Genomic DNA, 26,298 nt, shown 5'->3' on the forward strand with positions numbered 1-26,298 from the left:
CGCCCCTGTTAACCGGGGTCGTGGGTGCCGCCGACGAAGCGGCAGCGATCTCGAAGCGTATGCAAAAGAATGGAGCGATGGAAGCTGATTTCAAGGCAGGGATCGAACGCCCATTCGAGCCGCGCGCTGCACGGCAGACGGCGATCTCCTGCGACCTTTTGGCACGCAAGTTGCTACGAATGGACGAAACCTATGGGGAACACGCCATGTCGACCATGACAGCAACGGCCGCCACCGAAGCTCGCAAGCCGCTCTACACATCCCTTTTCGTCCAGGTGCTTGCCGCGCTGCTGCTCGGTATCGCGCTCGGCGTGATCGCCCCTGACTTCGCGATCGGGCTGAAGATCTTCAGCGACGCATTCCTCAAATTGATCTCGATGATCGTGGCGCCGATCGTGTTCTGCGTGGTCGTGCACGGCATTGCCGGCGCCGGCGATCTCAAGAAGGTCGGTCGCGTCGGCGTCAAGGCGCTGATCTATTTCGAGGTGATGACGACGATCGCGCTGGTCGTTGGCCTCCTGCTCGCCTATCTGTTCGGGCCCGGCCATGGCATGAACATCGACACCTCAACGCTCGATGCCAAGGCGCTCAACACCTATGCCGACAACGCCCACAAGCTGCAAGGCGGCGGCATCGGCGCTTTCCTCCTGAACATCATTCCGACCACCTCCTTCGATGCGCTGTCGCGCAACGATGTGCTGCAGGTCTTGTTCTTCGCGGTGATCTTCGGCGTCAGCCTGGCGCTGGTTGGCGGCGAAAAGGGCGAGAAGGTCACGTCCATGATCGACGCGGTGTCGGCGGTGCTGTTCCGCGCGATGGGGCTGATCGTGCGCGCCGCCCCGCTCGGCGTGCTCGGCGCGGTGGCCTATACGGTCGGCAAATACGGCGTAGGCTCGCTCAAGCAACTGGTCTCGCTGGTCGCGCTGTTCTACGTCTCGGTCGCGATCTTCGTGTTCGGCGTGCTTGGCGGCGTCATGGCCCTGGCCGGCATCAACATCCTCAAATTCCTGAGCTACCTGCGCGAGGAATTGACCATCGTGCTTGCGACCGCCTCTTCCGACGCGGTACTGCCGCAGATCATGCGCAAGCTGGAGCGGTTGGGCGTCAAGGACTCCGTCGTCGGGCTCGTGATCCCGACCGGCTATTCGTTCAATCTCGACGCCTTTTCGATCTACCTCACGCTGGCTGTGGTGTTCATCGCACAGGCGACCAACACGCCGCTGTCGTTCGGCGATCTGTTGCTGGTGCTCGGCGTCTCCCTGATCACCTCGAAGGGTGCACACGGCGTGCCGGGCTCGGCGATCGTGATCCTGGCGGCGACGCTGAACGCGGTGCCGACCATTCCCGCCATCGGCCTCGTGCTGGTGCTGTCGGTCGACTGGTTCATCGGCATGGCCCGCGCCGTCGGCAACCTGATCGGCAACTGCGTTGCGACGGTCGTGGTGGCGGCGTGGGAAGGCGATCTCGACCGCGAGAAGGCCACGCGCGTCCTCGACGGCGCCGAACTGGTCGACGTGACGGCGGGCTAGAGAATCGTAGCCCGGATGGAGCGCAGCGTAATCCGGGGGACCACACGATTCGTCTGGCCAGGTCCCGGATTGCGCTTCGCTCCATCCGGGCTACGCGCTAACGGGCGCTATTTGACTAGTTTCAGATACGGCGGCAGCGGCCTGCCCGAGACCGACCTTACTTCCTGCGGCGGCCGCTCCTCCGGAGTCATCAGATCGCACAGCGCCTTGAGCTCGGCGTCGGTCACCTGATGCAGTTCCATCCTGAGTTCGAGGATTGCCAGCGACAGCAAACGCGCCGTTTCCGGACTTGCCTTGTCCGTGAGGAAGTCCCTGCACTCCTCAAGCGTCGCAAGCAGCGAGAGCAACCGTTCTTCGGTATGGGCAACCGGCATTTCTTCCGCTCCCGAACTTGCGAGATAGATTCGCGGCGTTTCATTTCTTCGCTTCATGAGCCTCTCCACAAAAGCCTGCGGGTGGTCGGGCGCGTGAATGAGCAGATGATCCAGAAATTTTGCGAAATTGTCCAGCGGGTGATTGGTCCTCTGTTTTCCTTCTAATGCGCGTAACGCGCGGGAGGGATGCGCCACGCGGCTACGTCCGCTGTCATTTTTCGGCGAAATCCGAGCCGTTCAGGTCCCGTACAAGTACGGGGTGTAGGATTACGTATGCAGAGGCGAGGTAGTAAGCATGCGTTCAAAATCTGTGTCGATCCAACCCGTAGTAGTTGTGGTTTGTCCAATATTTTGCCAAATGTACGTGGCGGGATATCGCAAGTTATCCCGGGCGTTGACGACTTTAGGTAGTCTGACGGCGCCGGTATCCGGATACTTCCAAAGCGCGTGGCGTTTGGCTACCATTCGACAGTCTGCTTGGAGTACCGTTGTTCGCGAACGAACTCACGATCCGGACAAAGTTAACGCGGAATTATGGACGAATCCCTGACCAATCTGCGCAGGGCCTCCCGATTTGAAGGACGGGTAACCAGAATGAACAGATCAGCAGCAAAGAAGATGAAGCAACGCAGTGCCGGCAAGCCCGACATTGAGTTGGGCAAGCGGATTCGCCTGCGGCGTGTGGAGCAAAAGATCTCGCAAGCGGAGCTGGGCGAAAAGCTCGGCGTCAGCTTCCAGCAGGTCCAGAAGTACGAGAAGGGCGTGAACCGCGTCGGCGCTGCTCGCCTTCAGCAGATCGCTTCCGCGCTCGACGTGCCTGTCACATTCTTCTACGACGGCGACAACAAGTCGCGCGAGGTCGAAAGCCTCCTTTTCCTGGACAGTGCTTTCAGCCTGAGGTTGCTGCGAGCCTACAGCAAGATCAAGGACCAGACGGTTCAACGTCAACTGGTGTCCTTGATGGAATCGATCGCCGCGAACGAAGGCTGAGCCGTCGGCCCTTCTCCGTTTCGTGGCGCGGACCGCATCGATCCGCGCAAGCGCGTCGAACCGTGGCAAAACGCTGCACCGGGCTATGCGTTGGTTCGGATCGAGGCTTTGCTGAAGCGCTGCCATCGAGATGGCGGCGCTTTTTGCTTTTGACATCGCGGCTCTCAATGCGATGCGCAGCCGCGCATTCGTTCCAGCAGCGATGCCGGGAGCGACAATTGGTCGCGCGATCGCCGGCGACGTGACCGCGTCCCTGGGGCGGCTGGCGCGTTCGACCTACAACAGCGCCAGCACTACCTTGGCGATGTCGGCGGTGCCGTTGCTGCCGCCGAATTCGGTCGGCTTGATGCCGCCGGCATAGGCCTTGTCGACTGCGCGCTCGATCCGCTCACCGGCTTCCGCCGCACTCTCAAGCCCGTGCTTGTCGGCGAGCCAGTCCAGCATCATCGCAACCGAGAGGATCATGGCGGTCGGATTGGCCTTGCCCTGCCCCATGATATCGGGTGCGGTGCCGTGGCAGGGCTGAAACACCGCGTAGCGGTCACCGATGTCGGCTGACGGCGCCATGCCCATGCCGCCGATCAGTCCGGCAGCAAGGTCGGAGAGGATGTCGCCGAACATGTTCTCCGTCACCATGACGTCGAAATCCCACGGACGCTTCACCAGCAACGCCGCACAGGCATCGATATAGAGGTGGTCGGCCCTGACGTCCGGATGCCGCTTTGCCGTCTCGTCGAAGATCCCGCGGAAGAACGCAAAAGCCTTGAACACGTTCGCCTTGTCGACGCAGGTCAGCCCGCCGCCAACGCGGCCGCGTGCCTTGCGGCGTTCGGCGAGGCGGAACGAGAACTCGAACAGGCGCTCGGAGGTCCTGCGCGTGATCAGCATGGTCTCGCGCGCCTCGTCCTCGGTGACGACACCCTTGCCCATCGAGGCGAACAGGCCTTCGGTCGATTCCCTGATCACGACGAAATCGATGCCGCGCTGCTCGGCGCCGACGATCGGGCTTGGCACGCCCGGGATCAGCCGCGCCGGCCGCACGCCGGCATAGAGATCGAAATGGAAGCGCAACTCGATCTGCGGCGCGATCTCGGTGTTATCAGGGTAGCGCACCGACGGCAGGCCGTAGGCCCCTAACAGGATCGCATCCGCCTGCTCGCATAGCCGGACCGTCGATTCCGGCATCGAGGTGCCGGTCTCTCTATAATGGTTGGCGCCCGCGGGCGACTCAGTGAAGCGGAACCTGAGCTCCGTCGTCGCTTCGATCTTGCGCAACACCTCGAGTGCCGGCGCCATTACCTCCGGACCGATGCCGTCGCCGCCGAGCACGGCAATGTGGAGCGCGTTGTTTGCGGACATGGGATTTTCCATTCGAGACAATGGAAGTTTTGGACTCGTCATGGCCGGGCCTGTCCCGACCATCCACGCTCTTCCCGCTGATTGACAGTAAGACGTGGATGCCCGGGACCCGGCTACGCCGAGGCTTCGCCGGGCACTCTAATGTCAGTCCGGCGAAGCGATAGCGAAGACGGGCAAGCCCGGGCATGACGGCGGAGTACCGTGGCGGCCTAAGGCGTCAGCACGGCGCGGCCGACCAGCTTGCCCTTCTGCAATTCGAGCAGGGAATCATAGGCCTTGGCGAGCGGAACGGTCGTTACCGGGATCGGCGCGATCTTCTTGGTCCGGACCAGGTCGAGCAGTTCCTGCGTCTCGCGGAGGTTGCCGACATAGCTGCCCTGGATCGTGATCGCCTTGATCGGGATCAGCGGCAGCGCGAAGGTCGCGCCACCGCCGAACAGGCCGACGATCACGAGCTTGCCGCCCTTGGCCAGGCAGTCGAAGCCGAGCTGCGTGGTCTGGGCGTTGCCGACCAGATCGATCACCGCGCGGATCGGCCCGCCCGCCTTCTTCGCCAATTGCTCCAGCGCATCGGGCGCCTTGCCGTCAACGGTGCCGAGCGCGCCGGCCGCTTCCGCCGCCTCGCGCTTGCGCGCGTCGATGTCGACGACAACAGCCCCCTTGCCGCCCATCGCCTTCAGGAGCGACAGCGCCATCAGACCGAGACCGCCGGCGCCGATGATCACGATCGGCGAATCGAAGGCGAACTCGACCTTCTTCAGCGCGCTGTAGGTGGTCACGCCCGAGCAGGCATAGGGCGCGGCGGTGACGGGATCGAGCCCCTTGAGGGTCAGCAGGTACTTTGGATGCGGCACCAGCATGTGATCGGCATAGCCGCCATCGCAATAGACGCCGAGCGAGTTCGGCTTGACCGCGCACATATTCTCGTCGCCGGCCAGGCAGGTCGGGCATTTGCCGCAGCCGAGCCAGGGATAGACCAGCGCGACGTCGCCGGCCTTGAGGCCGCCGCTGTCGCCCGGCTTCACGTCCGGCCCGAACGCCACCACCTCGCCGACGGTCTCGTGCCCCATCGTGCGCGGCAGCGAGACGCCGCGATCCTTCAGCGACAGCGGCTTGCGCCCGTGGCCGAGATCGTAGCCGCCTTCCCAGATATGCAGATCGCTGTGGCAGATGCCGGCCGCCTTCACCTTGATCAGCACCTGCGTTCCGGTCGGCTCCGGCGTCGGCTGGTCGACTTCCTTCAAGGGGGCGTTGAACTCGGCAACCTGGAAACTTTTCATCTCTATTCTCCCAACATTCTTTGTTGTTGCGGCAACATTGCCACGTCTGCCGACGCGAGACAAACCGCGACAGCCGCGGGATTTACTTCACCTCTCCCGCTTGCGGGGGAGGTCGGCGCGCGAGCGCCGGGTTGGGGGCTCTCTCCCCACGCTTGGACAGCGTGAATCGCGGCGACATCCCCACCCCGGCCCTCCCGGAGCGAGCTATGCTCGTCTCCCCCGCAAGCGGGAGAGGGAGCGCAACGTCCATCGTGGATGCAATTCAACCTGGTCGAATCACTGCTAGCCGGCGAACGCGGCAATCTCCGCTTCGGACAGGCCGGCCTCCTTGAGATAGGCGCGGGTGTGCTCGCCGAGCGTCGAGACTCGCTTTACGGCTGCAACCTTCGCACCGGACATCCGGAACGGCAGATTGACCACCTTGAAGGTCCCGCCGCCGTCCTCGACCTCGGCCAGAGCGCCGCGATGCGCGAGCTGCGGATCGGCCAGCGCTTGCTCAACCGTGCGATAGGCGGATGAGGGCACGCCCTCCTCATTCAGCGCGGCGAGACATTGTTCCGTCGTCACGCGGCGCGACCAATCCTCGACGCCATCCATCAAGGCCGCCCAATTTTCCCGGCGGTCGGAATATCTGGCGAAGCGCGGGTCGCTCACCCATTCGGGACGGCCGATCACCTGCATCAGGCTCTGAAACGTCTTCTCGCTGGCGATCGCGACCATCACGTAGCCGTCGGAGGTTTCGACAGGGCCGAACATCGGGCGCGCCGTCGGCTGCACCTTGAACTGCGCCCACTGCACCTCGTTCAAGGTCAGGCTCAGCATCGCTTCGAGCATGGAGACGTCGATGTGCTGGCCCTCCCCGCTGCGGTGCCGCTGATGCAGCGCCGCTCCGATCGCACCGAACGCATAGACGCCGCTCAGCACGTCGGCAATGTAGATGCCGCAATAGTCGGGCCTGCTCCGCCCGGCCTGGTAGGCGAGATGTGCCATGTCGTAGCCGGAGGCGGCATGGATGACCGGAGCATAGGCCGGCAAGCCGGCAGACGGCCCGGTCTGGCCATAGCCGGAGATCGAGCAATAGATCAGCCGCGGGTTGAGCCCGCGCAGGCTGGCATAATCGAGCCTCAAGCGCTGCATCACGCCCGGGCGGAAATTCTCGACCAGGATGTCGGCGGTCGCGACGAGCCGGCGTACCACCTCCGCCCCTTCCGCCGACTTCAGGTCGAGCGTCAGGCTCTTCTTGCCGACATTGAGCTGGCCGAACGCAGTCGAGCAAAGCTTACGCACCGGTGGGCGGGTACGCATCATCTCGCCTTCGGCAGGCTCGATCTTGATGACGTCCGCTCCGAGGTCGGCAAGCATGCGCGTGCAATGAGGGCCGGCGATCGTAGTCGAAAAATCAAGCACACGAAGGCCGTCCAGGCTCTTTGTCAAATAGCCCTCATCGTTCTCGACTATCGTCATTCGCAAAGCTCCCTCGGCCGCACCTCTTGTCGGCGCGGCGTCAACCTAGAGCCTGATCCGGAAAAGTGGAAACCGGTTTTCCGAAAGGATCATGCTCAAACAAGAAGGTGGAGCGGCTTCTACAGGGAAGCGTCTGATCCAGACCGGACTGGGCGGGCCCTTTGATTTTCGTCAAAGGCAAATTGGACCCATTTTTGCATAGTCGTTTACAGGTTGGAGCGAGGCGCTTTTTTTGAGGGTCTTATTCATCACCACTGAAATGGACGATTTCGTCCGCGTCGGCGGCCTTGCCGCTGTTTCTGCCGCCCTTCCCCGAGCCCTGCGTCCCCTGAACGATGTCCGGATCATGCTCCCCGGATATCGGGACGTGATCGAGCAGCTCACTCATATTGAAATCGTTGGCGAATGCGCGCCGCTTGCGGAGATGCCCGCATGCACGATCGGCCGCGCCGCGACCCGCGACGGCATGCCGGTCTACGTCGTGCTGTGCCCACAGCTCTATGACCGTCCAGGCAACCCTTACGGCGACGAGAGTGGATGCGACTGGCCGGACAACGACATCCGCTTCGGGCGCTTCGCGTCCGCCGCGGCAGAACTCGCCGCAGGCAGTCTGGACAAGAATTGGGCAGCCGACCTCGTCCACGCCAATGACTGGCAGGCCGCGCTGGCGCCGGCCTATCTGGCCTGGCGCGGCGCACGCATCCCCTCGATCCTGACCATCCACAACCTCGCCTATCAGGGACTCTTCCCGAAGGATTCGTTGCGGCGGATTGGCGCGCCGGAAAATTCCTTCCATATCGACGGGCTCGAATTCTACGACAAGCTGTCCTTCCTCAAGGGCGGCATCGTCTATGCCTCGCACCTGACGACCGTCAGCGCGACCTATGCCAGGGAGATCACGACGGCAGAGCTCGGCTGCGGGCTCGAGGGCCTGCTGCGCATCCGCTCCAATGCCGCGCAGCTCACCGGAATCCTCAACGGCATCGACGAGAGCTGGGACCCGCGCTTCGACGCCAAGCTTGCGCAGCAGTTCGGCGCCGGCGACTGGGCCGGCAAGCAGGCCAATGCGGATTACGTCCGCAAGCAGTTCGGCCTCGCGGTCTCCCGCGGACCGATGTTCGGCCTGGTCGCCCGGCTGGTCCACCAGAAGGGCGTCGACCTCGTGCTGTCGGCGGCCGACGAGATCGTCGCGGCCGGCGGGCAGATCGTCGTCACCGGCTCCGGCGAGCCGGGAATCGAGCAGGCGCTGGTGGAAGCGCACCGGCGGCGGCCGGACGCCATCGGGGTCGCGATCGGCTTCAACGACGCCCAGGCACGAAGGATCTTTGCCGGCAGCGATTTCACGCTGATGCCGTCACGCTTCGAGCCCTGCGGCCTGAGCCAGATGTATGCGCAGCGCTTCGGCTCACTGCCGATCGGCCACCAGACCGGCGGGCTGGCCGAGACCATCAAGGACGGCGAGACCGGATTTCTGTTCCCGCAGCCGTCGCCGGAATCCTTCCTCGGCGGCGTGCGCCGGGCGTTCGAGGCGTTCGTCGCCAAGGAACGGCTCGACGCCATGCGCCGCAGCGCCATGGCGCGGAGCTTTAGCTGGAGCATCTCGGCCGCCCTCTACGGCGCACTCTATCGCAAGCTGGCACTGCCGCAGCCCATCTCGTAGCCCGGGTGGAGCGCAGCGCAACCCGGGAGCCCCTGCATCCTATTCCGCCAGCGGTCCCGGGTTTCGCTGCGCTCCACCCGGGCTACGCGAGTCACGTCGGCGCGGCTCGTCGCGTCTCGGGCATGATCAACAGGATCATCAGGAGGCCGAGCGAGGCGATGCCCGCGAGCCCCAAGAAAGCGACATTGCTGCCGAACTTGTCGCTGACATAGCCGGCGAGCACTGTGCTCAGCGATGCGCCGATCCCGACCGCGGTGCCGATGATGCCCTGCGCCAGGTTGAAATGCCCGCTGCCGAAGGCGACGTCGGCCACGATCAGGGGCACCATGACGCTGAACACCGCCGCGGTAATGCCGTCGAAGATCTGCACGGCCACCAGCAGATAGGGATCGTGCACAGTCGCAAACAGCACGCCGCGGATCACGAGCGCGCCGAAGGCGAGCAGGAGCAGCGGCCGCCGGCCCCAGGCCTGCGCCTTGCGCCCGACCGAAGGCGAGGCCAGCGCCACGATCGCCTGCGGCACAATGATGCAAGCCGCGATCAGCACCGGCGCCCACTGGCTGGATCGCATCGTCACCACGCCCGCCATCAGCGGCAGCATCGCCGCGTTCGCGAGCTGGAACAGGAGCATGCTGACGGCGAAGATCAGCAATGCCCGCTTGCTGCACAGCGCGAACACGCTGGTCGCTTTCTTGTCGGGCACCTCGCGGACAACGGCGCCATGGGCCTGCGCGATATCGATCTCCTTCTCGCGGATCCGCGACAGCGCGATCAAGGTCGGTATCGCCAGGATGAAGGTGACCAGGAACACGGAACGGCTCGAGATCAGGTAACCGGCGGCGCCCATCAGCGCTGCCGCCGAACCGTTGCCGAGCGAGGCGAAACGGGCATTGCGCCCCAGCCGCTCGCCGATCGCGAACGGCCCGACCAGGCCGAGGCTGATCGCCGCGATCGCGGGGCCGAGCACGCAGCTTGCGAGCGCGTGCAGGGTCGCCGCCGCCACCACGACCGGGAAGATCGGCCACACCGCATAGGCCAGCGCGGCGCAGCCGATGGTCGCGACCGCGGCCCCGGCGACCATTTTTTCGGAGCGCGCCGCGTCAACGATAGCGCCGCCCGGCATCTGTCCCAGCAAGGCGACGATGCCGCCGATCGACAGCACGAAGCCGATCTCGACCTGGGTCCATTTCTGCGTGGTCAGGTAGACCGCCACGAACGGGCCGAACCCGGTCTGCACATCGGCCAGGAAGAAGATGAACCAGTCTAGTCCGCGCTGGCTCTGGGATGAAGGCTGGCGCGACGGCTCTGGTGCCGGCAACTCCGGAACCAATGGCGCACCGTGATCGTCCGCCGTCGACCGCCTGCGATCGCCGCCAATCCTGTCCGTTAAAGAGGAGGGACGAGCGATCAATGTATCTCCGACTTTAATGGTCATATTGCCATGGACGCAAACTGCCGGCAGCGCCGAGCACGATGAGGGGCGTGTCCTCCTTGTATTCCGGCGCCGCGCTCACCTGCTCCTTGTTCAGTTCGAGCGTGATGCTGTCGCTCTTGTTGGCGACCTGGCCGAAATGCAGTGCGTTCCAGTCGACGACGATCTTGCGGCTGCCGACACCGAGGAAGCCGCCGAAGTCGATCACGGCGGCGCGCACGGTGCCTTCGCGATCGACGATCACGTCGACGATCCGTCCCATGTTCTCATTGGCGGCGCTGCGCACGTCGCGCCCGAGGATGCCATGCGCATCCCTCGCGCCGATCACCGTCACCGAGGGTGGAGGCGCCGGTTCCTTTTGCGCAGCCGGGGGTTTGGCCGGCGGCGGTGCCGCCGGATCATCGGCCGCTTGCGCGGCCACAGTAGCGGCAAAGGCCGCGGCAATAATTGTCATCACCATGCTCGCCCACATCGGGGGCCTCCAATCCAGGAATAAAGCTAGACATTCTGGCCGACATTCTAATGCGTCAGCACGATCGACACCTGGATTTGACCGCGTGTACGCAACACTTCCAGCGACACTTCGCCATCATGGCGGCGGACTCTCAGATCGACGCTGGAGGCGCCGAGCTGCAGGTCGCGCAGGATCGCCTCATTTAGGAATTCCGGCAAGCGCGGATCGCGCAGCCTGATCTCGCCGCGCACGGCATCGAATTCGAGCCCGAGCGCCGCTTCCAGCAGCGTGAATGGGGTCGCACTCGCCCAAGCCTGTGGCGCGCAGGCTACCGGATAGAGCACGGGTCCTCGCCGCCTTTCGCGCTGGAACCCACAGAACAATTCGGGCAGCCGCCGCAGATCCATGTAGCTTGCGGCGTCGAACAGGCCCTTGAACAGATGCGCCACGGAGCGCTTCAGCCCGTAGCGCGCAAAGCCGAGCGCGATCAGCGCATTGTCGTGCGGCCAGATCGAGCCGTCGTGATAGGACATCGGGTTGTAACGGACCTCATTCCTGCCAACCGTGCGGATGCCCCAGCCCGAGAAGAAGCTCTGGCTCATCAGGTCGGCTGCGACCAGCCGCGCGCGGTCTTCCCGCACGATGCCGGTGAACAGGAGCTGGCCGGCATTCGAGGTCCGCACGCGGCACGGTTCCTTCTTGCCGTCGAGCGCCAGCGCATAGGTGCCGAGTTCCTCGCACCAGAAGGCGTCCTCGAAGCGCTGGCGCAGCGTCTCGGCCTCCTTATCGAGCTTTTCCGCCCTATCGGCATAGCCGAGCCGGCGCGCCACCCTGGCCAGCAGCCGCTTGGCCGCGAACACATAGCCCTGCACCTCGCAGAGCGCGATATAGCCCTCCGCCAGCCTGCCATCGGCATGGAAGATGGCGTCAAAGGAATCCTTCCAGCCCTGGTTGGCGAGGCCCTGCTCGGTCGCACGCTGATATTCGATGAAACCATCGCCATCGGGATCGCCGGGGCCGTCGATCCATTGCAGCGCCGCCTCTATCGAGGGCCAGAGTTCCGCAAGCGTCGCCTCGTCGCCGGTGCGCTCGAAATAATGGCCGGCCAGCAGCACGAACAGCGGCGTCGAATCGACGCTGCCGTAATATTGCGCGAACGGCACCTCGCGCAGCGCCGCCATCTCGCCGCCGCGCATCTCATGCAGGATCTTTCCGGGCTCCGCATCGGAAAGCGGATCGACGCTCTTGGCCTGGAAGAACGCAAGCCGCTTCAAGACGCCTTTCGCGATGCGCGGATCGATCCACAGCATCTGCAACGCGGTGATCAATCCATCGCGGCCGAAAGTCGTGGAGTACCAGGGGATGCCGGCATAGGGATAGCGGCCCTGCGGCGTCTCCGTCATCAGCATGTTGAGGTCGGCCATCGCCTGGCACAGCACCTCGTTGAAGATGTTGTTCGAGGTCTCGATGCTGGCTGCACCCGCCGTCGAGCGCCGCATCTCGCGGCGATGCGCAAGCAGCCCGCGGAAGAACGGCACCGGCTTGTGCATGATCGGCTTGTTGCAGGACACCGCGATGAACAGCGAGGTGACCGCTTTGGGCTCCAGTTCGAAATGATAGGTCGCGGCATTGACCGCCAGCCGCGTCGGCTTGGGATCGAAATGCAGCGCCGTGATCCGTGACTGTTCGTCCAGTCCGACGTATTCGAGCACGACGTCGGTCGGGCCGAGCAACCTGCTCGAGCCGATGCCGCGCCGCGGCCGGCGCTCGCCGCGCACTTCGAACAGATCGGCGAAATCATTGTCGAACAGCAAGGTGAGATCGAAGCTCGCGAGCCGATCGCCATGATTTTGCAGACCGATGCGCTGATAGGCGGTGCCGCGCCACAGGAAGATCGAGCGCACGATGTGCAGCGTGTCCTTCTGCAGCATCAGCCGGCCGCCCCGATAGACATCGGAATTGGTGAGATCGACGGTCAGCGCCGAATTGTCGTCGCGCAGGTTCGAGCCGAGCAACAGCGGCTGCACGTCGTCGAGCACCATTTCCAGCCGCGCGAGATAGCGCGTGTCGGCGTTGAACAGGCCATCGGGTCCGCCGGCGGAAGCGCCGATGTCGCCATGGCTGTCGAGCACGATGAACGTGTCGTCATGCTTGAGCGACCGCCGCGGCCTCGCGGCGGGACCGGTCATCGGGATGTAGAAGGGCGATTCCGCGATTTGCTCGACAACGCGCATGGTCGAAATCTGCGTAACGATCTCCGCTGCCATTTAGACCTCGAGCGCTTCTCTCTCGGGTTTGCGATGGACGCTGATTATACGCAACTACTGTGGATCAGGCAGCCTGGGTGGTGAGGCGGCCCACTTCGCGCGCGACCAGTTCGCGGTATGGCCCCCTGCCCTGCACGAGGATATCGGGCGGCCCGTCCTCGACGATGCGGCCGCCCTGCAGAACGACCACGCGATCGAAGCTGCGCAGCGTGGCCAGGCGATGGGCGATCGCAACCACGGTGCGCCCGCGCATCAGGCGCGACAGCGCTTCACGTATGGCCTCCTCGGACTCGCTGTCAAGCGCCGCGGTCGCTTCATCGAGCAGAAGGATCGGCGCATCTTTCAGGAACGCACGCGCGATCGCGATGCGCTGGCGCTGGCCGCCTGACACCTTGATGCCGCGATCGCCGACGATGGTGTCCATGCCCTCGGGTAAATTCTCGATGAAGTCGCAGCGCGCCGCGATCGCCGCGCGCAGCACCTCGTCATCGGTGGCGTTCGGCCGTCCGTAGCGGATGTTTTCCAGGATCGAGCGGTGGAACAGCGAAATGTCCTGCGGCACCACCGAGATCGCCTCGCGCAGGCTCTGCTGGGTGACCCGCGAAATATCCTGGCCGTCGATGGTGATGCTGCCGCGCTCCACGTCGTAGAAGCGCTGCAGCAGCGTGAACAGCGTCGATTTGCCGCCGCCGGATTGCCCGACCAGCCCGACCCGTTGGCCGGCCTGGATACGCAGGTTGAACTTGTCGAACACCTGGATGCCGCCGGGGTATTGGAACGAGATGTTGTTGAAGGCGATCGCGGCCCCGCTCTTGATCAGCGGCTCCGCCTCCGGGTGATCCTTCAATTCGTGCGGTGTCAGCAGCGTCGCCAGCGCCTCCATCAGGCGGGCGACATGCTGGGTGGCATCGACGAGCGCCACGGCCAGATCGCGCGTCGCGCTCAGGATGCAGATCCCCAGCGTGCAGACCAGCACCACGTCGCCGGTGGTGGCGGCGCCCTGCTGCCAAAGGTTGACCGCCCACGCCAGCATGCAGATGGTCAGAACCACCGTCACCGCCGCATGGGTGAGCCGCAGCTTTTCGAGGTAGCGCAGGCTGCGGCCCCGGGCGGTCAGTTCCCGGTTCACGGTCGCATCGAACCGGGCGTGCTCGAAGCTCAATCCGCAGAACGCCCGCACCAGCGGCATGTTGTTGATGACGTCAACCATCTCACCATCCACGGCGGCCGCCTTGTCGGCATAATCATCGTGCAGGGGGCGGCCGGCGGCCGCCATCCGGAACATCGCGAACACCATGGTTCCCGCAATGACGATCAGCACCGCTGACATCGTCATGCTCACGGTCCCTATCAGCGCGATCGCCGCGAAGGTCGCAACGCACGGCGGCAGCACATTCCAGACGAACATGTTCTCGACCGTATAGACCGCGTTCGAGGTCGCGGTGATCCGGCTGGTCAGCATGCCCGGCAGGCGATCGGTGAAATAGCTCGGCGCATGGCCGGTGAGGTGACGGAACATATCGCGCCGGAGGTCGCCGGTGACGCCGACGAAGGCGTAGCTCGCGATCCAGCTTGCGATCCGCCACAGAAAATTATCTGCCGCGATCAGCAACATGAGCAGAACGAATGCCAGCCATACGCCACTGGCCTTGGCCGGACCGCCCGACAGGCTGTCGACGAGGCTCTTCACCCCGTACTGCGTGCCTACCGAGCAGGCAACCGCACCCAGAACGCACCCCAATATTACGGCGTGTGATGCGGGCCGCCGCCGCAGATAGCGCAGCACAAAGGGAAAGGGGCGGTGCGCGTATCCTGAAAGATTGTCCATGAGCGCCTGCAAACCTGTTGAGCAGTAAGGTGAATTTTCTTAGCGCACCGTCCCGCACACGATTCCGTGAGGGACAGCGATCGATGTTTCGTATGGCGAGGCCATCACTGCGCAACAATTCTGCAGCACCGATAGTTGCGAAAATTTGTTCGTGGCAGATGGCATCAGCAAGACCACACTGTGAAGGAAGAAAGAACGACCCGCACAGCAAAGGAACTTCGCACGTGCGGGAACGTTCCCGTTACGGCATGCCGGTGCCGGACAAATGGGGTTGGGCTTGATTATCCCACATCACACAGAGGAGACGAAAGCATGCGCATCGCGCAGGTTGCGCCACTGACGGAGGCTGTTCCCCCGAAGCTCTATGGCGGGACGGAACGGGTCGTGCACTGGCTGACTGAAGAACTGGTCACGCTAGGCCACGACGTCACCCTGTTCGCCAGCGGGGACTCGCAAACCTCAGGCAAGCTGGAGGCGACCTGGCCGAAAGCATTGCGCCTGGACGGATCGGTCCGCGATCCCAACGCGCTGCACATGGTGCTGCTCGAGCGCGTCCGACAGAAATGCGATCAGGAGGAGTTCGACTTCCTTCACTTCCATCTGGATTATTATCCGTGGTCGCTGTTCCAGCGGCAGCCGACGCCGTTCGTGACCACCCTGCACGGCAGGCTGGACCTTCCCGAGCACCAGCCGGTGTTCGACACCTTCCCGGAGGTGCCGGTGATCTCGATCTCCAACGCCCAGCGCCGTCCGGTGCCGCAGGCGAATTGGGTGAGGACGATCCATCACGGCCTGCCGGAGAACCTGCTGACGCCGCAGGCGGTCAATCCGTCATACCTGGCGGTGCTCGGCCGCATCGCGCCGGAAAAGGGCGTCGACAGTGCCATCAAGATCGCGATGCGCTGCGGCATCCCCTTGAAAATGGCGGCAAAGGTTGACCGCGCCGACCAGGAATATTACGAGGCGGTCATGCGTCCGCTGATCGTGGACAATCCGCTGGTGGATTTCATCGGCGAAATCAGTGACCGCGAGAAGCCGGAGTTCCTCAGCGGTGCCATTGCGCTGTTGCTGCCGATCGACTGGCCGGAGCCGTTTGGCCTGGTGATGATCGAGGCCATGGCCTGCGGCACGCCGGTCATCGCCTTCAACCGCGGCTCGGTGCGGGAAATCATCGAGGATGGCCTGACCGGCTTCATCGTCGAGGATGAGACCAGCGCCGTCGGTGCGGTCGGCCGGCTTCCGTCGCTGAGCCGGCAGACGATCCGCAAGCGGTTCGAGACCCGCTTCACTGCGCGCCGCATGGCGCTCGATTATCTCAACTGCTATCGCGACCTGATGGAAGCGGCCGAGCCGCGCATCAAGCTGGTCGCAAGCGCGGAGTAACGTGCCGTAGGTGCCGTAGGGTGGGCAAAGGCGCGCAAGCGCCGTGCCCACCTCTCCGCGCTCCGCCCGTGATGGTGGGCACGCTTCCGCCCGCGTTTGTTCGAGCGACGGTGCAAGACGTCGCTTTGCCCACCCTACGCGCCAGTCAACTCACCGCTGTTCGCTTCGGCTCGACGATCTCGAACATTCGCGGAAACTCGTCCATCAGCGTCATCAGCTCAGTGAGCCGCATTGCATCGCCGGTGACGCTGATCTTGCCGCTGCCGACCGCTTCCGGAAACGTGGTCAACTTCGCAATGACTTCATCGAGCGTGCTGCGCACCAGCGTGAAACTTGCATCGGCGTCCCCAGCTTGCGCACCGGCGACATAGGTCAGCGCGCAATTCTCCAGGTTAAGGATGAAGGCCTCGTTGGTGTCGGTGAACTTCCAGTTCAAGACGATGCGCTTGCCCTCGGCCTTGGGGCCGTTGAGGCGAATGCCGAGCACGTCCCAGAGCTGTTCGGTGCGCAGCGCGGCGAGCGTTTCGCGCGGCATCGCCGGCCGCGCCGGCGCCTTCGGCATGCCCTGCCGCAGTTCCTGCGCGCCGAACAGATAGCTGTTGCGCCAGGTCGCGCTTTCCGCGGCATAGCCGAGCTGCTCGAACGTATCGGCCAGCAGCGCGCGGGCCGCCTGATTCTCCGGTTCGGCGAATACCAGATGGCTTAGCGCCTGCGCGACGAAACGGAATTCGCCGTTGGCGAAATCTTTCCGCGCCCGTTCCAGGATCGCATCCGCGCCGCCCATATACTCGACATATTTCCTGCCCGACTCGACCGGCGGCATCGGATCGAGATTGACGGGGTTGGCGTCGTACCAGCCGAGATATTTCTGGTAGATCGCCTTCACATTGTGCCTGATATGGCCGTAATAGCCGCGCCCGTGCCAGGCACCTTCCAGGCTTTTCGGCAGGCGAATGGTCTCCGCGATTTCGCTCGGGGTCAGCCCATGGTTCATCAGGCGGATGGTCTGGTCATGCGCGAACTTGTAGAGATCGCGCTGCTGCCGGATCATAGTGTCGATCCGCTCCCGCCCCCACACCGGCCAATGATGCTGACCGCACATCGCCTCCGCCTTGCCGCCCCACATCTTGAGCGCTTCGCCGAGATATTTCGACCACGCCAGCGCGTCGCGCACGTCGGCGCCGCGGAACGGCAGCAGGTTGTGGAAATTGTGGGTGCAATTCTCCGCGAGGTTCAGCAGCTTGTAGCGCGGCAGGTAGAAGTGCATCTCCGCCGGCGCCTCGCTGTTCGGCGCCATCTGGAATTCGAACTCGACGCCGTCGATCACGCGCCTGTCGCCGGACGCAATGATCAGATCGGTCGGCCGCAGCAGCGCCACCGATCCGGCCGCCATCGACTTGCCGAGCCCGCAATCGACCTGCCCGCGCGCCCCCTTCGCCAGGAACGGCCCGAACTGATATTGCGCGCGCCGCAGCATCGCCGGGCCGGCGATGCTGTTCTCGGAGACGGCGTGCTCCATGAACATGTCAGGCGCGATGATCGGCACCCGCCCGCTCGACAATGTCTCATCGTCGAGCACCCCGCGGGCGCCACCCCAATGATCGGTGTGAGTGTGGGTGAAGATCACGGCCATGACCGGACGCTTGCCACGATGCCTGAAATAGAGCTCCATCGCAGCACGCGCGCCCTCGATCGAGGTCAGCGTATCAACCACGATCACGCCGCTATCGCCCTCGATCAGCGTCATGTTGGCGATATCGAGCCCGCGCACCTGGTAGACCCCGGGCACCACCTCGAACAGGCCGTGATGCATGTTCAATCGCGACTGCCGCCACAGGCTGGGATTGACCGTGGGCGGAGCGTCTTCCGAGGTCAGGAAGCGATAAGGTTCAAGGCTCCAGACCACCCTGCCTTGTGCAGTGGTGATATGCGCGTTTTCGATGGTGCCAAGGAAGCCGCGCGCAGCGTCGTCGAAATCGGCGGTGTCGGAGAATGGCAATGCATCCAGCATCGCCGCGTGCTGCGCTAGCACGGAGGGCGAAGCGTCCTTGGGAGCTTCGCCTGCGATTGTCTCAGTCATGTCTGGTCCCTCCCCGCCCGGCCGATCCGGCCGCGGCTATGGAGAGGGATTATGAGAGCATAGCTCCAGTCGTCAAATGCTCGTCATGGCCGGGCTTGTCCCGGCCATGACGAAGCAGACGACGAGTCGCTACTTCTTCACCTTGCTCGCGTCCATCTTGATGCTGGTATCCAACATCTTGGTCGAAAACGCCGTGTTCACGTCGAACGGCTTTTCCATGCCGAGATAGGTGTGCACCAGATCGTAATCCTTCTTCATCCGCTCGGCGTCGATCCAGCCGAGCGCCTTGGTCGTGGTGAACTCGTCCGTCATCAGGAACTTGATGCGCTCCCACTGCCGCTCCTGGTTCTCGCGGTCGAGCCCGGAGACCTGGTCCAGCAGCGCCTTCAGGCAGGGCGCGACGTCGGCGACGCAGGCGGCGTAGGCCTTCTGCGTGATCCGCACGAACTCCTCGACCAGCTTCGGATTCTTCTGAAGGAATGCGCCATTGACGACCAGCGAATTGCCGTAAGGATTGAGCCCGATGTCCTTCCAGTTGACATAGCCGAGATCGGCGCCGAACTCGATCGCCTTGAGATCGTGCTCGTTGTAGAAGTCGCTGATGATGTCGACCGTGTGGCTCTTCAGCGCCGCGATCTTCGCGGTCGGGCCGACATTGACGAAAGTGACGGAGTCAGGCGCGATCCCGGCCGCCTTGGCGAAAGCCGGCCACATCACGCGCGAGGCATCGCCCGGCGGATTGCCGACCTTGTGGCCGGGGAAATCCTTCACCCCGTTCACGCTGTAGCTCTTCAGCCAATAGAAGGTCTGCCCGGTATTGGCGTAGATGCTCATCAGCGCCACCACGTCGGCGCCCTTGCTCTTGGCCACCAGCATGGTCGCGAGGTCGGCGATGCCGAACGGCGAGCCACCGGAGCCGACCTTCAGCGCTGAGACGCCGGAGCCCTTGCCGGTCTCGATCGTGAGATCGATGCCGGCCTTCTCGTACCAGCCCTGCGCCTTGGCGTAATAGAACGGTGAATGATCAGCCGTCGGCGTCCAGTTCAGGATCAGATTGACGGATTCGGCAGCGCGCGCCGGCGCAACCGATGCGGCCGGCGCAAACGCCAAGGCCGGAGCCAACCCCAGCGCCAAGGCCGCAAGCCTCAAACCCTTCATCGCTACTCTCCTCGTGTGCAACCCGGCCTTGTCGCACCTCGTTTGTGACGTTACCAATGCAACAGGGGACAGGTGTAGTTGTCAACTGTTTGGTTGAAAATGCTGAAGCGACGATCCGACGACACAAAGCCGCAGCGGCGCGATCCGGTCGCCACGCAACGGAAGCTCCTGACCGCGGCACGGCGCGAATTCGCGCAGAACGGACTTGCCGGCGCCAGGGTCGACGAGATCGCGGCCAGAGCCGGCGTCAACAAGCAGCTCGTCTATCACTATTTCGGGGACAAGGACGCGCTCTACCTCGCCGTGCTCGAATGGGTCTATGAGGAGATCCGGGAGCAGGAGCGCAAGCTCAACCTAGAGGGACTGCCGCCCGAACAGGCAATCAAGAAGCTGATCGAAGCCTCGTTCGACCATCTGGCCGCCCACCCGGACTTCATCGTGCTCCTGAACGACGAGAACCGCGGCGGCGCCCGGCACGTCCGCGGCTCCCGCCGGCTGGAGGCCATGCACTCGCCGCTCGTCAGCATGGTCTCGAAGATCCTCAATGAAGGCGTACGCGCCGGCGTGTTCCGGCGCGGCATCGATCCGGTGCACCTCTATATCTCGATAGCGGCCCTGAGCTACTTCTTCTTTTCCAACACGCCGACGCTGTCGGCGATCTTCGGCAAGGACCTGTCGAGCCCGACCGCGCGGCGGGCCCGCCGGCGGCACGTGACCGATCTGGTGCTACAGTCGCTGCGGCGTTAGCCGCTACCACAGCCGTCATTGCGAGCGCAGCGAAGCAATCCATTTCTCTCCGCGCGTGTGGAGGCGTGGATTGCTTCGCTGCGCTCGCAATGACGGAGGCTGGGTCCTGGCACTCCAATCAACCAGATGGTTGAAAGATGGATGCAGGCGGGCTAGGCTGATGGCGGCCGCCGAGAGCGGCCGGCGTTTGGAAGGAGCAATTGGTGTTCAGTGACGGCGGGCGATCCACGCGGTCCATCGCGATCATCCTGATCGTGCATCTTGCCGTGATCGTGCTCTGGCAAGTCCTGGTCGACGCCTTCCAGGTGCCGAAGTTCATCCTGCCCTCGCCGCTCGCAACCGTCGCCACGCTCAGCTCCGCCAAATATGCCTGGCTGTCGAACCTGCTCGTCACCGCAGCCGAGATCCTCGGCGGCTTCTGCCTCGGCGCGCTGGTCGGCGTCGCGCTCGCCGTCATCTTCAGTTGGTCGCCACTGGTGAGCTTGTTGCTGCTGCCGCTGTTCGTGACGCTGAACATGATCCCGAAAGTGGCGATGGGACCGCTGATCATCGTGTGGTTTTCCTACGGCATCATTCCGAACATCCTGATCGCCTTCAGCATCTGCTTCTTTCCGATCCTGCTGACGACCGCACGCGGCCTGCGCGAGGTCGAGCCCGACCTGCTCGACCTCGTCAAATCGCTGCGCGGCTCGCGCTGGACGCTGTTCCGGAAGATCCAGTTGCCGGGATCGCTACCTTACGTGTTTTCGGGCATGAAGGTCGGCGCTATCCTCGCGGTTGCCGGCGCCATCGTCGGCGAATTCATCGCCTCGGAGCGCGGGCTCGGCTACCTCATGATCCAGGTACAGTCCTCGCTCGATACGCCGGCCATGGTGATGGCGGTCGTGCTGCTGACGCTGCTCGGCGTCGCGCTTTACGGCCTGGTGCTCGGCCTTGAACGGCTGTTCGTGGTCTCCGACATACGGCTGCAATAAGAAACCAGGGGAAGAGCCATGCTGCTTACGCGCGAGACTTTGCCAAAGACGATCCCGGATATCGCAGCGCTCGACGACTTGCTGTGCCGGCCGAGCCAGGCCTTGATCGACGATATCAGCAGGGTCGACGGCGACATCATGATCCTCGGCGTCGCCGGCAAGATGGGACCGACGCTGGCCGGACTTGCCAAGGCCGCCGCACCGGACCGCCGCGTCATCGGCGTCGCCCGCTTCAGCGATCCCGCGGTGAAGGACTGGCTCGATCAGCGCGGCATCGAGACCATCAATTGCGACCTCCTGGACGAGGCCGCGATCAAGACACTGCCAAAGGCGCCGAATATCATCTTCATGGCCGGCCGCAAATTCGGCGCCGAGGGTGACCTGTCGCTGACCTGGGCGATGAATGCGCATGTTCCCGCACTGGTCGCGCAGGCCTTCCCCGCTTCACGGATCGTGGCCTTCTCGACTGGTTGCGTCTATCCGTTCGTGCCGGTCGACGGCAAAGGCTCCAATGAAGACATAGCGCCGAATCCGCCCGGCGAATACGCGCAATCCTGCGTCGGGCGCGAACGCATGTTCGAGTACTTCTCCAGGAAATTCTCGACGCCCGGCCGCTTGTTCCGCCTGAACTACGCGATCGACATGCGCTACGGCGTGCTGCACGACATCGCGACCAAGGTGCTTTCGGGCACGCCGATCGACGTCAGCCTCGGCCATGTCAATTTCATCTGGCAGGGCGATGCCGCCTCACAGGCGTTGCGGTGCCTGGCGCATTGCACGACGCCGACTTCGCCGATCAATGTCAGCGGCGATGAAATCCTCGCGGTGCGCGATCTCGCCGCTAAGTTCGGCGCGCGGTTCGGCCGCGAGCCTGTGATCGTCGGCAAGGAAGAGCCGACGGCGTGGCTGACCGACACATCGCAAGCGGTCAAGCTGTTTGGCCTGCCGGTCGTCGACACCGAGCAGTTGATCGCCTGGACCGCGGATTGGGTGGCGCGCGCGATGCCGAGCCTCGGCAAGCCGACCAAATATGAGGTGCGCGATGGCCGATACTGAGCCCGTCGCCATCGTCGAACTCGGCGTCGACGACGCACCGGCCGGGCTTGCGCTGTCGACCGAAGCGCGCTGGAACCAGAACGAGGCCGACTGGCGCTTCTTCCTGACCAACGGCATCGTGTTCGGCGTCCGCGACGGAACGCACTTGGTCGCGACCGCGGCGCTGCTGCCGTATTCCGCCGGCAATGCCTGGATCAGCATGGTGCTGGTGACGGAGCTCTGGCGCCGCCGCGGGCTCGCGACCCGGCTCGTCGACGCCTGTCTCGACGCGGCAAGACAGCGCGGGCTCACCACCTGGCTCGACGCGACGCCGGCAGGCGCCACGGTGTACGGCCCGCTCGGCTTCACGCCGACATTGCAGCTCCGGCGCTTGCGGCTCGAACATCCGACGCAGGAGGCGCCCGCGATGCTGGCGGCCTTCGATATCGATACGTTCAGCGCACGCGACCGGCGCGCCATGGGATTTGAGCGCAACGCCCTGCTCACCGAATTCGCCGCGCGCACGAACTCGCGCATTCTGTCGTACGGCGACGCGATGGCGCTCGTGCGCGACGGCCGCACCGCGCGCCACATCGGACCACTTTTCGCGGATAACGCTGCTGACGCGCTGGTGCTGGTCGATGCGATCAGCCGAACCGAAAGCGGTCCGCTCCTGATCGACGCGATCGCGTCGCAGGAACCATTCATCGCCGGGTTGGCCGGCGCCGGCTGGAACATCGAGCGGCCGTTCCAGCGCATGCGGTTCGGTCGCGCCACCACCCAAAGCGAAGAGCTTCCCTTCGCGGTCGCCGGCCCAGAATTTGGATAGGATTGGCCATGCACCACAGCGAGATCAAATCCGACATACGCAAGCTGATCGCCGACGGCACCGTGCTGCCCGCACATCCGCTCGCGCTCGACGCCAATCGCGCGCTCGACAAGAGGCATCAGCGCGCCCTGACCCGCTATTACATCGACGCCGGCGCCGGCGGCCTGGCAGTCGGGGTCCACACCACGCAGTTCGCAATCCGCGAGGTTGGTCTCTATCGACCGGTGCTGGAGCTCACCGCCGAGACGGCCGCGAACTGGACCAAGCGGCCACTGGCGCTGGTCGCAGGCCTCGCCGGTCCGACGCAGCAGGCTATCTCGGAAGCGCGCACGGCGCGCGATATCGGCTACCACGCCGGCCTGCTCAGCCTCGCCGCGATGACGACCGCGTCGGAAGATGACATCATCGCGCATTGCCAGGCGGTGGCGCGCGAAATCCCGCTGGTCGGCTTCTACCTGCAGCCGGCGGTCGGCGGAGTCGTGTTGAGCGCGGATTTCTGGCGGCGCTTTGCCGCGATCGACAATGTAATCGCGATCAAGATCGCACCGTTCAACCGCTATCGCACCCTCGATGTGCTGCGCGGCGTCACCGCGGCCGGAGCCCTCGACCGCGTCGCGCTCTATACCGGCAATGATGATCACATCCTGCTCGACCTCACCTTGCCGTTCGACCTGCGCCAGAACGGCGTCACCACCCGCACTTACTTCAAGGGCGGCCTGCTCGGCCACTGGTCGGTGTGGACGCAGACGGCGATCCGGCAGTTCGAGATGTGCAGGGACGCGCGCTACAAGGATGCAGTGCCCGCCGATCTGCTCGCGCTCGATGCCCGCGTCACCGATTGCAACAGCGCGTTCTTCGACGTTGCCAACAATTTCCATGGCTGCATCGCCGGCTGTCACGAGATCCTCCGCCGCCAGGGCTTGATGGAGGGCATCGGGTGCCTCGATCCCAACGAAGGCCTCAGCCCGGGCCAGATGCAGCAGATCGACCGCGTCTGCCGCGAGCACGCCGATCTCTCGGACGATGCTTTCGTCGCCGCGAACCTGCAGAAATGGCTGGCATGACAGCCGAGCCTTTCATCAGCTTGCGTAACGTCCGCAAGGTCTATCGGTCCAAGGGAGCCGAATTCCTTGCCGTCTCCGACGTCACCATGGACATCGCTGAGGGCGAGCTGGTGGCATTGGTTGGACCATCCGGCTGCGGCAAGACCACAGTACTGAAGATTCTTGCCGGCCTGCACGGCGCCGACGGCGGCACGATCAAGATCGGCAACGCAAAGACGCCGTTCGATCCGGCGCGCGATATCGGCATGGTGTTCCAGCAGGCGCTGCTGTTGAAATGGCGCACCATCCTCGACAATGTGTTGCTGCCGGCCGAGATCGTCGGCCTGCCGATCAGGGCGGCACGGGAGCGCGCCCGCGATCTGCTCAAAATGGTTGGCCTCGCCGGTTATGAGGACAAATATCCGCAGCAGCTTTCCGGTGGCATGCAGCAGCGCACCGCAATCGCCCGCGCTTTCATCCACGATCCAAAGCTGATCCTGATGGACGAGCCGTTCGGCGCGCTGGACGCGCTGACGCGCGAGCAGATGAATCTTGAGATGCTCAGGATCTGGCGCGAAAGCGGCAAGACCATCATCTTCGTCACCCACAGCATCCAGGAAGCCGTCTTCCTGGGCTCCCATTGCGCCGTGCTCACCGCCGGTCCCGCTCGGATGGCGGAATATTTCCCGATCGAATTGCCGCTGCCCCGTGCGCTGCCGATCAAGACCACCGATGAATTCGGCGCCTACGCCCGGCGCATCTATGCTCGGCTCGGGCTCAGCACCAACGCCTGATCTGTCGCGCCTGCACGGCTGACGCGGGGCCGGAAGGCAGAATTGCGCATACGCATCATGCAACCGCACGCCTGTGGCAACCCACGCGCGCGTAGTACATGGGTCGGAGCGGGATCCCGCCCTTCTGGGGAATCTGACCACAATGGACATGCTCGTGGCGAGGGCGCCAGTTGCGCCGGTCATGGACGGCTTGCCGCCGGAGAAGCGGCGCTGGGCCGTTGCCGCGATCTTCACCGCGCTCGCAATGGCTTCGCTCGACACAGCGATTGCCAATATCGCCCTGCCGGCGATCGCGACCGATCTCCAGGTCAGCCCGGCGGATGTCGTCTGGGTCGTCAACGTCTACCAGATCGCACTGGTCGCGACCTTGCTGCCGCTTGGCGCGCTCGGGGAAATCGTCGGCCATGAGCGCATCTATCTCGGCGGCCTCCTGTTGTTTACGCTCGCCTCGCTCGGCTGCGCGCTCGCATGGTCGCTCGATAGCCTTCTCATTGCACGAGCGCTGCAGGGGCTGGGCGCCAGCGGGCTGATGAGCGTCAACACCGCGCTGGTCCGCTACGTCTACCCAAGCAGGATGCATGGCCGCGGCTTCGGCCACAACGCGCTGGTCGTCGCGACTGCCTTTACCCTCGGGCCGACGATCGCCTCGGGCATCCTGGCGTTCGGAACCTGGCCGTGGCTGTTTGCGATCAATATCCCGTTCGGCCTGATCGCGTTGTTCATCGGGATGAAGACGCTGCCGCCAACGCCGCGCGCCGTGCACGCCTTCGACTTCCCCGGCGCAGTGCTGGCCTCAGGCTGCCTCGGCCTCTTCATCATCGGCATCGGCAGCGCCGCGCACAAGACGTCGCCGGTATTGGTGTTGGTTGAGTTGGTCGGCGCGGTTGTGCTGGGTTGGCTGCTGATGCATCGGCATCGGGATCATCCGGCGCCGATGCTGCCGATCGACCTGTTCCGCCGGCCGATGTTCGCCTTGTCCGCGGCAACCGCGGTCTGCTCGTTCGCGATCCAGGGCCTCGCCTTCGTTTCGCTGCCGTTCTATTTCGAAGCCGTGCTGATGCGGTCGCAGGTCGAGACCGGATTCTTCATGACGCCCTGGCCTCTGGTTGTCGGAATCATGGCACCGATCGGCGGCCGATTGTCTGACCGCTACCCGGTCGGCATTCTCGGCGGTATCGGGTTAATCCTGCTCGGCCTCGGCATGACACTCTTGGCGACACTGCCCGCCTCGCCCAGCATTCCCGATATCGTCTGGCGCATGGTGATCTGCGGAATCGGGTTCGGCTTTTTCCAGACGCCCAATATGAAGGCACTGATGAGCAGCGCGCCGCCGCATCGCAGCGGCAGCGCCAGCGGCATCGTCGCCACTGCGCGCCTCACCGGGCAAACCATCGGCGCCGCGCTCGCGGCCTTCTGCTTTGCCATCGCCGGCCACGAAGGCGCAACCTACGCGCTAGCGCTGGGCGCCGGATTTGCCGTGCTCGGAAGTGCAATGAGCTTCCTGCGGCTGGCTGTCGCGCCCAAGGGCGCATGATCCTGCGCTAGCATTACAGTTGTCTTTTTGTTTTGAAGTGCGCGCGCTGGGCGGCGGCCTGGTGAGCTCTACGCCAAAGTGACC

The 26,298-nt window shown here is 64.2% G+C and carries 21 protein-coding genes; 11 read left to right on the forward strand and 10 right to left on the reverse strand.

The window, feature by feature from the left end:
• The first annotated feature begins 206 nt into the window (after positions 1 to 206).
• Entirely contained in the window at positions 207 to 1,529 is a 1,323-nt protein-coding gene (locus AAFX91_RS07000; RefSeq protein WP_394565962.1) for a dicarboxylate/amino acid:cation symporter, read from the forward strand.
• A 107-nt stretch (positions 1,530 to 1,636) separates the two neighbouring features.
• Here the strand turns inward: AAFX91_RS07000 and AAFX91_RS07005 are convergent, their stop codons facing one another.
• Entirely contained in the window at positions 1,637 to 2,098 is a 462-nt protein-coding gene (locus AAFX91_RS07005; protein WP_130581956.1) for a hypothetical protein, read from the reverse strand.
• A 399-nt stretch (positions 2,099 to 2,497) separates the two neighbouring features.
• Between AAFX91_RS07005 and AAFX91_RS07010 the strand changes: the two genes are divergently transcribed.
• Positions 2,498 to 2,893, forward strand: a complete 396-nt coding sequence (locus tag AAFX91_RS07010; protein WP_130581961.1) for a helix-turn-helix domain-containing protein — start codon at positions 2,498 to 2,500, stop codon at positions 2,891 to 2,893.
• Between the two features lie 276 nt (positions 2,894 to 3,169).
• Here AAFX91_RS07010 and AAFX91_RS07015 read toward each other — a convergent pair whose 3' ends face one another.
• The 3 genes from AAFX91_RS07015 to AAFX91_RS07025 form a co-directional block, all read right to left on the reverse strand.
• Complete coding sequence (locus AAFX91_RS07015) at positions 3,170 to 4,252, reverse strand: isocitrate/isopropylmalate dehydrogenase family protein (RefSeq protein ID WP_394565963.1); 1,083 nt, start codon at positions 4,250 to 4,252, stop codon at positions 3,170 to 3,172.
• A 209-nt stretch (positions 4,253 to 4,461) separates the two neighbouring features.
• On the reverse strand, positions 4,462 to 5,532 hold the full coding sequence (locus tag AAFX91_RS07020; RefSeq protein ID WP_130581958.1) for an alcohol dehydrogenase: 1,071 nt from the start codon (positions 5,530 to 5,532) through the stop codon (positions 4,462 to 4,464).
• Between the two features lie 282 nt (positions 5,533 to 5,814).
• The gene (locus AAFX91_RS07025; protein ID WP_394565964.1) at positions 5,815 to 6,996 is read right to left on the reverse strand and encodes a CaiB/BaiF CoA transferase family protein; all 1,182 of its coding nucleotides are present in this window, start codon (positions 6,994 to 6,996) and stop codon (positions 5,815 to 5,817) included.
• Between the two features lie 232 nt (positions 6,997 to 7,228).
• On the opposite strand from AAFX91_RS07025, the gene glgA reads away from it, so the two are divergent.
• On the forward strand, positions 7,229 to 8,656 hold the full coding sequence (gene glgA, locus AAFX91_RS07030) for a glycogen synthase GlgA (RefSeq protein WP_130581959.1): 1,428 nt from the start codon (positions 7,229 to 7,231) through the stop codon (positions 8,654 to 8,656).
• A gap of 91 nt (positions 8,657 to 8,747) precedes the next feature.
• On the opposite strand, the gene AAFX91_RS07035 is transcribed toward glgA, so the two are convergent.
• The 4 genes from AAFX91_RS07035 to AAFX91_RS07050 form a co-directional block, all read right to left on the reverse strand.
• On the reverse strand, positions 8,748 to 10,091 hold the full coding sequence (locus AAFX91_RS07035; RefSeq protein WP_394565965.1) for an MFS transporter: 1,344 nt from the start codon (positions 10,089 to 10,091) through the stop codon (positions 8,748 to 8,750).
• Positions 10,081 to 10,542, reverse strand: a complete 462-nt coding sequence (locus AAFX91_RS07040) for a PRC-barrel domain-containing protein (protein ID WP_394565966.1) — start codon at positions 10,540 to 10,542, stop codon at positions 10,081 to 10,083. The genes AAFX91_RS07035 and AAFX91_RS07040 overlap by 11 nt, the downstream gene beginning before the upstream one ends.
• Before the next feature lie 65 nt (positions 10,543 to 10,607).
• Positions 10,608 to 12,809: a glycogen debranching N-terminal domain-containing protein gene (locus AAFX91_RS07045; RefSeq protein ID WP_394565967.1), complete on the reverse strand. Its 2,202-nt coding sequence runs from the start codon at positions 12,807 to 12,809 to the stop codon at positions 10,608 to 10,610.
• 64 nt (positions 12,810 to 12,873) lie between these two features.
• A complete protein-coding gene (locus tag AAFX91_RS07050; protein WP_394565968.1) occupies positions 12,874 to 14,637 on the reverse strand; it encodes an ABC transporter ATP-binding protein in 1,764 nt (587 codons plus the stop codon).
• 312 nt (positions 14,638 to 14,949) lie between these two features.
• Here AAFX91_RS07050 and AAFX91_RS07055 point away from each other — a divergent pair, with 312 nt between their 5' ends.
• Positions 14,950 to 16,020 (forward strand): glycosyltransferase family 4 protein, encoded by a 1,071-nt coding sequence (locus tag AAFX91_RS07055; protein ID WP_394565969.1) that lies wholly within the window; start codon positions 14,950 to 14,952, stop codon positions 16,018 to 16,020.
• A 145-nt stretch (positions 16,021 to 16,165) separates the two neighbouring features.
• Here AAFX91_RS07055 and AAFX91_RS07060 read toward each other — a convergent pair whose 3' ends face one another.
• On the reverse strand, positions 16,166 to 18,100 hold the full coding sequence (locus AAFX91_RS07060; RefSeq protein WP_394565970.1) for an alkyl/aryl-sulfatase: 1,935 nt from the start codon (positions 18,098 to 18,100) through the stop codon (positions 16,166 to 16,168).
• Between the two features lie 129 nt (positions 18,101 to 18,229).
• The gene (locus tag AAFX91_RS07065) at positions 18,230 to 19,258 is read right to left on the reverse strand and encodes an ABC transporter substrate-binding protein (RefSeq protein ID WP_130580235.1); all 1,029 of its coding nucleotides are present in this window, start codon (positions 19,256 to 19,258) and stop codon (positions 18,230 to 18,232) included.
• A 99-nt stretch (positions 19,259 to 19,357) separates the two neighbouring features.
• Here AAFX91_RS07065 and AAFX91_RS07070 point away from each other — a divergent pair, with 99 nt between their 5' ends.
• From AAFX91_RS07070 to AAFX91_RS07100, 7 genes are all read left to right on the forward strand, one after another.
• The gene (locus tag AAFX91_RS07070; RefSeq protein ID WP_130580236.1) at positions 19,358 to 20,005 is read left to right on the forward strand and encodes a TetR/AcrR family transcriptional regulator; all 648 of its coding nucleotides are present in this window, start codon (positions 19,358 to 19,360) and stop codon (positions 20,003 to 20,005) included.
• 203 nt (positions 20,006 to 20,208) lie between these two features.
• Positions 20,209 to 20,979 (forward strand): ABC transporter permease, encoded by a 771-nt coding sequence (locus AAFX91_RS07075; protein WP_130580237.1) that lies wholly within the window; start codon positions 20,209 to 20,211, stop codon positions 20,977 to 20,979.
• Positions 20,980 to 20,997: 18 nt separating this feature from the next.
• Positions 20,998 to 22,035: an NAD(P)-dependent oxidoreductase gene (locus tag AAFX91_RS07080; RefSeq protein ID WP_130580238.1), complete on the forward strand. Its 1,038-nt coding sequence runs from the start codon at positions 20,998 to 21,000 to the stop codon at positions 22,033 to 22,035.
• Entirely contained in the window at positions 22,022 to 22,843 is an 822-nt protein-coding gene (locus AAFX91_RS07085; RefSeq protein ID WP_394565971.1) for a GNAT family N-acetyltransferase, read from the forward strand. Before AAFX91_RS07080 ends, AAFX91_RS07085 begins: the two co-directional genes overlap by 14 nt.
• Positions 22,844 to 22,851: 8 nt before the next feature.
• Positions 22,852 to 23,907, forward strand: coding sequence for a dihydrodipicolinate synthase family protein (locus tag AAFX91_RS07090; RefSeq protein WP_394565972.1), 1,056 nt, complete (start codon positions 22,852 to 22,854; stop codon positions 23,905 to 23,907).
• Positions 23,895 to 24,680: an ABC transporter ATP-binding protein gene (locus AAFX91_RS07095; protein WP_130580240.1), complete on the forward strand. Its 786-nt coding sequence runs from the start codon at positions 23,895 to 23,897 to the stop codon at positions 24,678 to 24,680. The genes AAFX91_RS07090 and AAFX91_RS07095 overlap by 13 nt, the downstream gene beginning before the upstream one ends.
• 142 nt (positions 24,681 to 24,822) lie before the next feature.
• A complete protein-coding gene (locus AAFX91_RS07100) occupies positions 24,823 to 26,214 on the forward strand; it encodes an MFS transporter (RefSeq protein ID WP_394565973.1) in 1,392 nt (463 codons plus the stop codon).
• Positions 26,215 to 26,298 lie beyond the last annotated feature (84 nt).

The sequence above is a fragment of the Bradyrhizobium sp. 31Argb genome, assembly GCF_043638955.1.
GTDB lineage: Bacteria > Pseudomonadota > Alphaproteobacteria > Rhizobiales > Xanthobacteraceae > Bradyrhizobium.

What these genes read in the sequence shown, in the direction of transcription:
- AAFX91_RS07025 (WP_394565964.1), bottom strand. Translation starts at nt 6,996, where the DNA reads ATGACGATAGTCGAGAACGATGAGGGCTATTTGACAAAGAGCCTGGAC.
- AAFX91_RS07055 (WP_394565969.1), top strand. Translation starts at nt 14,950, where the DNA reads ATGCGCATCGCGCAGGTTGCGCCACTGACGGAGGCTGTTCCCCCGAAG.
- AAFX91_RS07100 (WP_394565973.1), top strand. Translation starts at nt 24,823, where the DNA reads ATGGACATGCTCGTGGCGAGGGCGCCAGTTGCGCCGGTCATGGACGGC.
- AAFX91_RS07095 (WP_130580240.1), top strand. Translation starts at nt 23,895, where the DNA reads ATGGCTGGCATGACAGCCGAGCCTTTCATCAGCTTGCGTAACGTCCGC.
- AAFX91_RS07020 (WP_130581958.1), bottom strand. Translation starts at nt 5,532, where the DNA reads ATGAAAAGTTTCCAGGTTGCCGAGTTCAACGCCCCCTTGAAGGAAGTC.
- AAFX91_RS07060 (WP_394565970.1), bottom strand. Translation starts at nt 18,100, where the DNA reads ATGACTGAGACAATCGCAGGCGAAGCTCCCAAGGACGCTTCGCCCTCC.
- AAFX91_RS07085 (WP_394565971.1), top strand. Translation starts at nt 22,022, where the DNA reads ATGGCCGATACTGAGCCCGTCGCCATCGTCGAACTCGGCGTCGACGAC.
- AAFX91_RS07090 (WP_394565972.1), top strand. Translation starts at nt 22,852, where the DNA reads ATGCACCACAGCGAGATCAAATCCGACATACGCAAGCTGATCGCCGAC.
- AAFX91_RS07040 (WP_394565966.1), bottom strand. Translation starts at nt 10,542, where the DNA reads ATGACAATTATTGCCGCGGCCTTTGCCGCTACTGTGGCCGCGCAAGCG.
- AAFX91_RS07080 (WP_130580238.1), top strand. Translation starts at nt 20,998, where the DNA reads ATGCTGCTTACGCGCGAGACTTTGCCAAAGACGATCCCGGATATCGCA.
- AAFX91_RS07015 (WP_394565963.1), bottom strand. Translation starts at nt 4,252, where the DNA reads ATGTCCGCAAACAACGCGCTCCACATTGCCGTGCTCGGCGGCGACGGC.
- AAFX91_RS07070 (WP_130580236.1), top strand. Translation starts at nt 19,358, where the DNA reads ATGCTGAAGCGACGATCCGACGACACAAAGCCGCAGCGGCGCGATCCG.
- AAFX91_RS07045 (WP_394565967.1), bottom strand. Translation starts at nt 12,809, where the DNA reads ATGGCAGCGGAGATCGTTACGCAGATTTCGACCATGCGCGTTGTCGAG.
- AAFX91_RS07065 (WP_130580235.1), bottom strand. Translation starts at nt 19,258, where the DNA reads ATGAAGGGTTTGAGGCTTGCGGCCTTGGCGCTGGGGTTGGCTCCGGCC.
- AAFX91_RS07010 (WP_130581961.1), top strand. Translation starts at nt 2,498, where the DNA reads ATGAACAGATCAGCAGCAAAGAAGATGAAGCAACGCAGTGCCGGCAAG.
- AAFX91_RS07000 (WP_394565962.1), top strand. Translation starts at nt 207, where the DNA reads ATGTCGACCATGACAGCAACGGCCGCCACCGAAGCTCGCAAGCCGCTC.
- AAFX91_RS07035 (WP_394565965.1), bottom strand. Translation starts at nt 10,091, where the DNA reads ATGACCATTAAAGTCGGAGATACATTGATCGCTCGTCCCTCCTCTTTA.
- AAFX91_RS07050 (WP_394565968.1), bottom strand. Translation starts at nt 14,637, where the DNA reads ATGGACAATCTTTCAGGATACGCGCACCGCCCCTTTCCCTTTGTGCTG.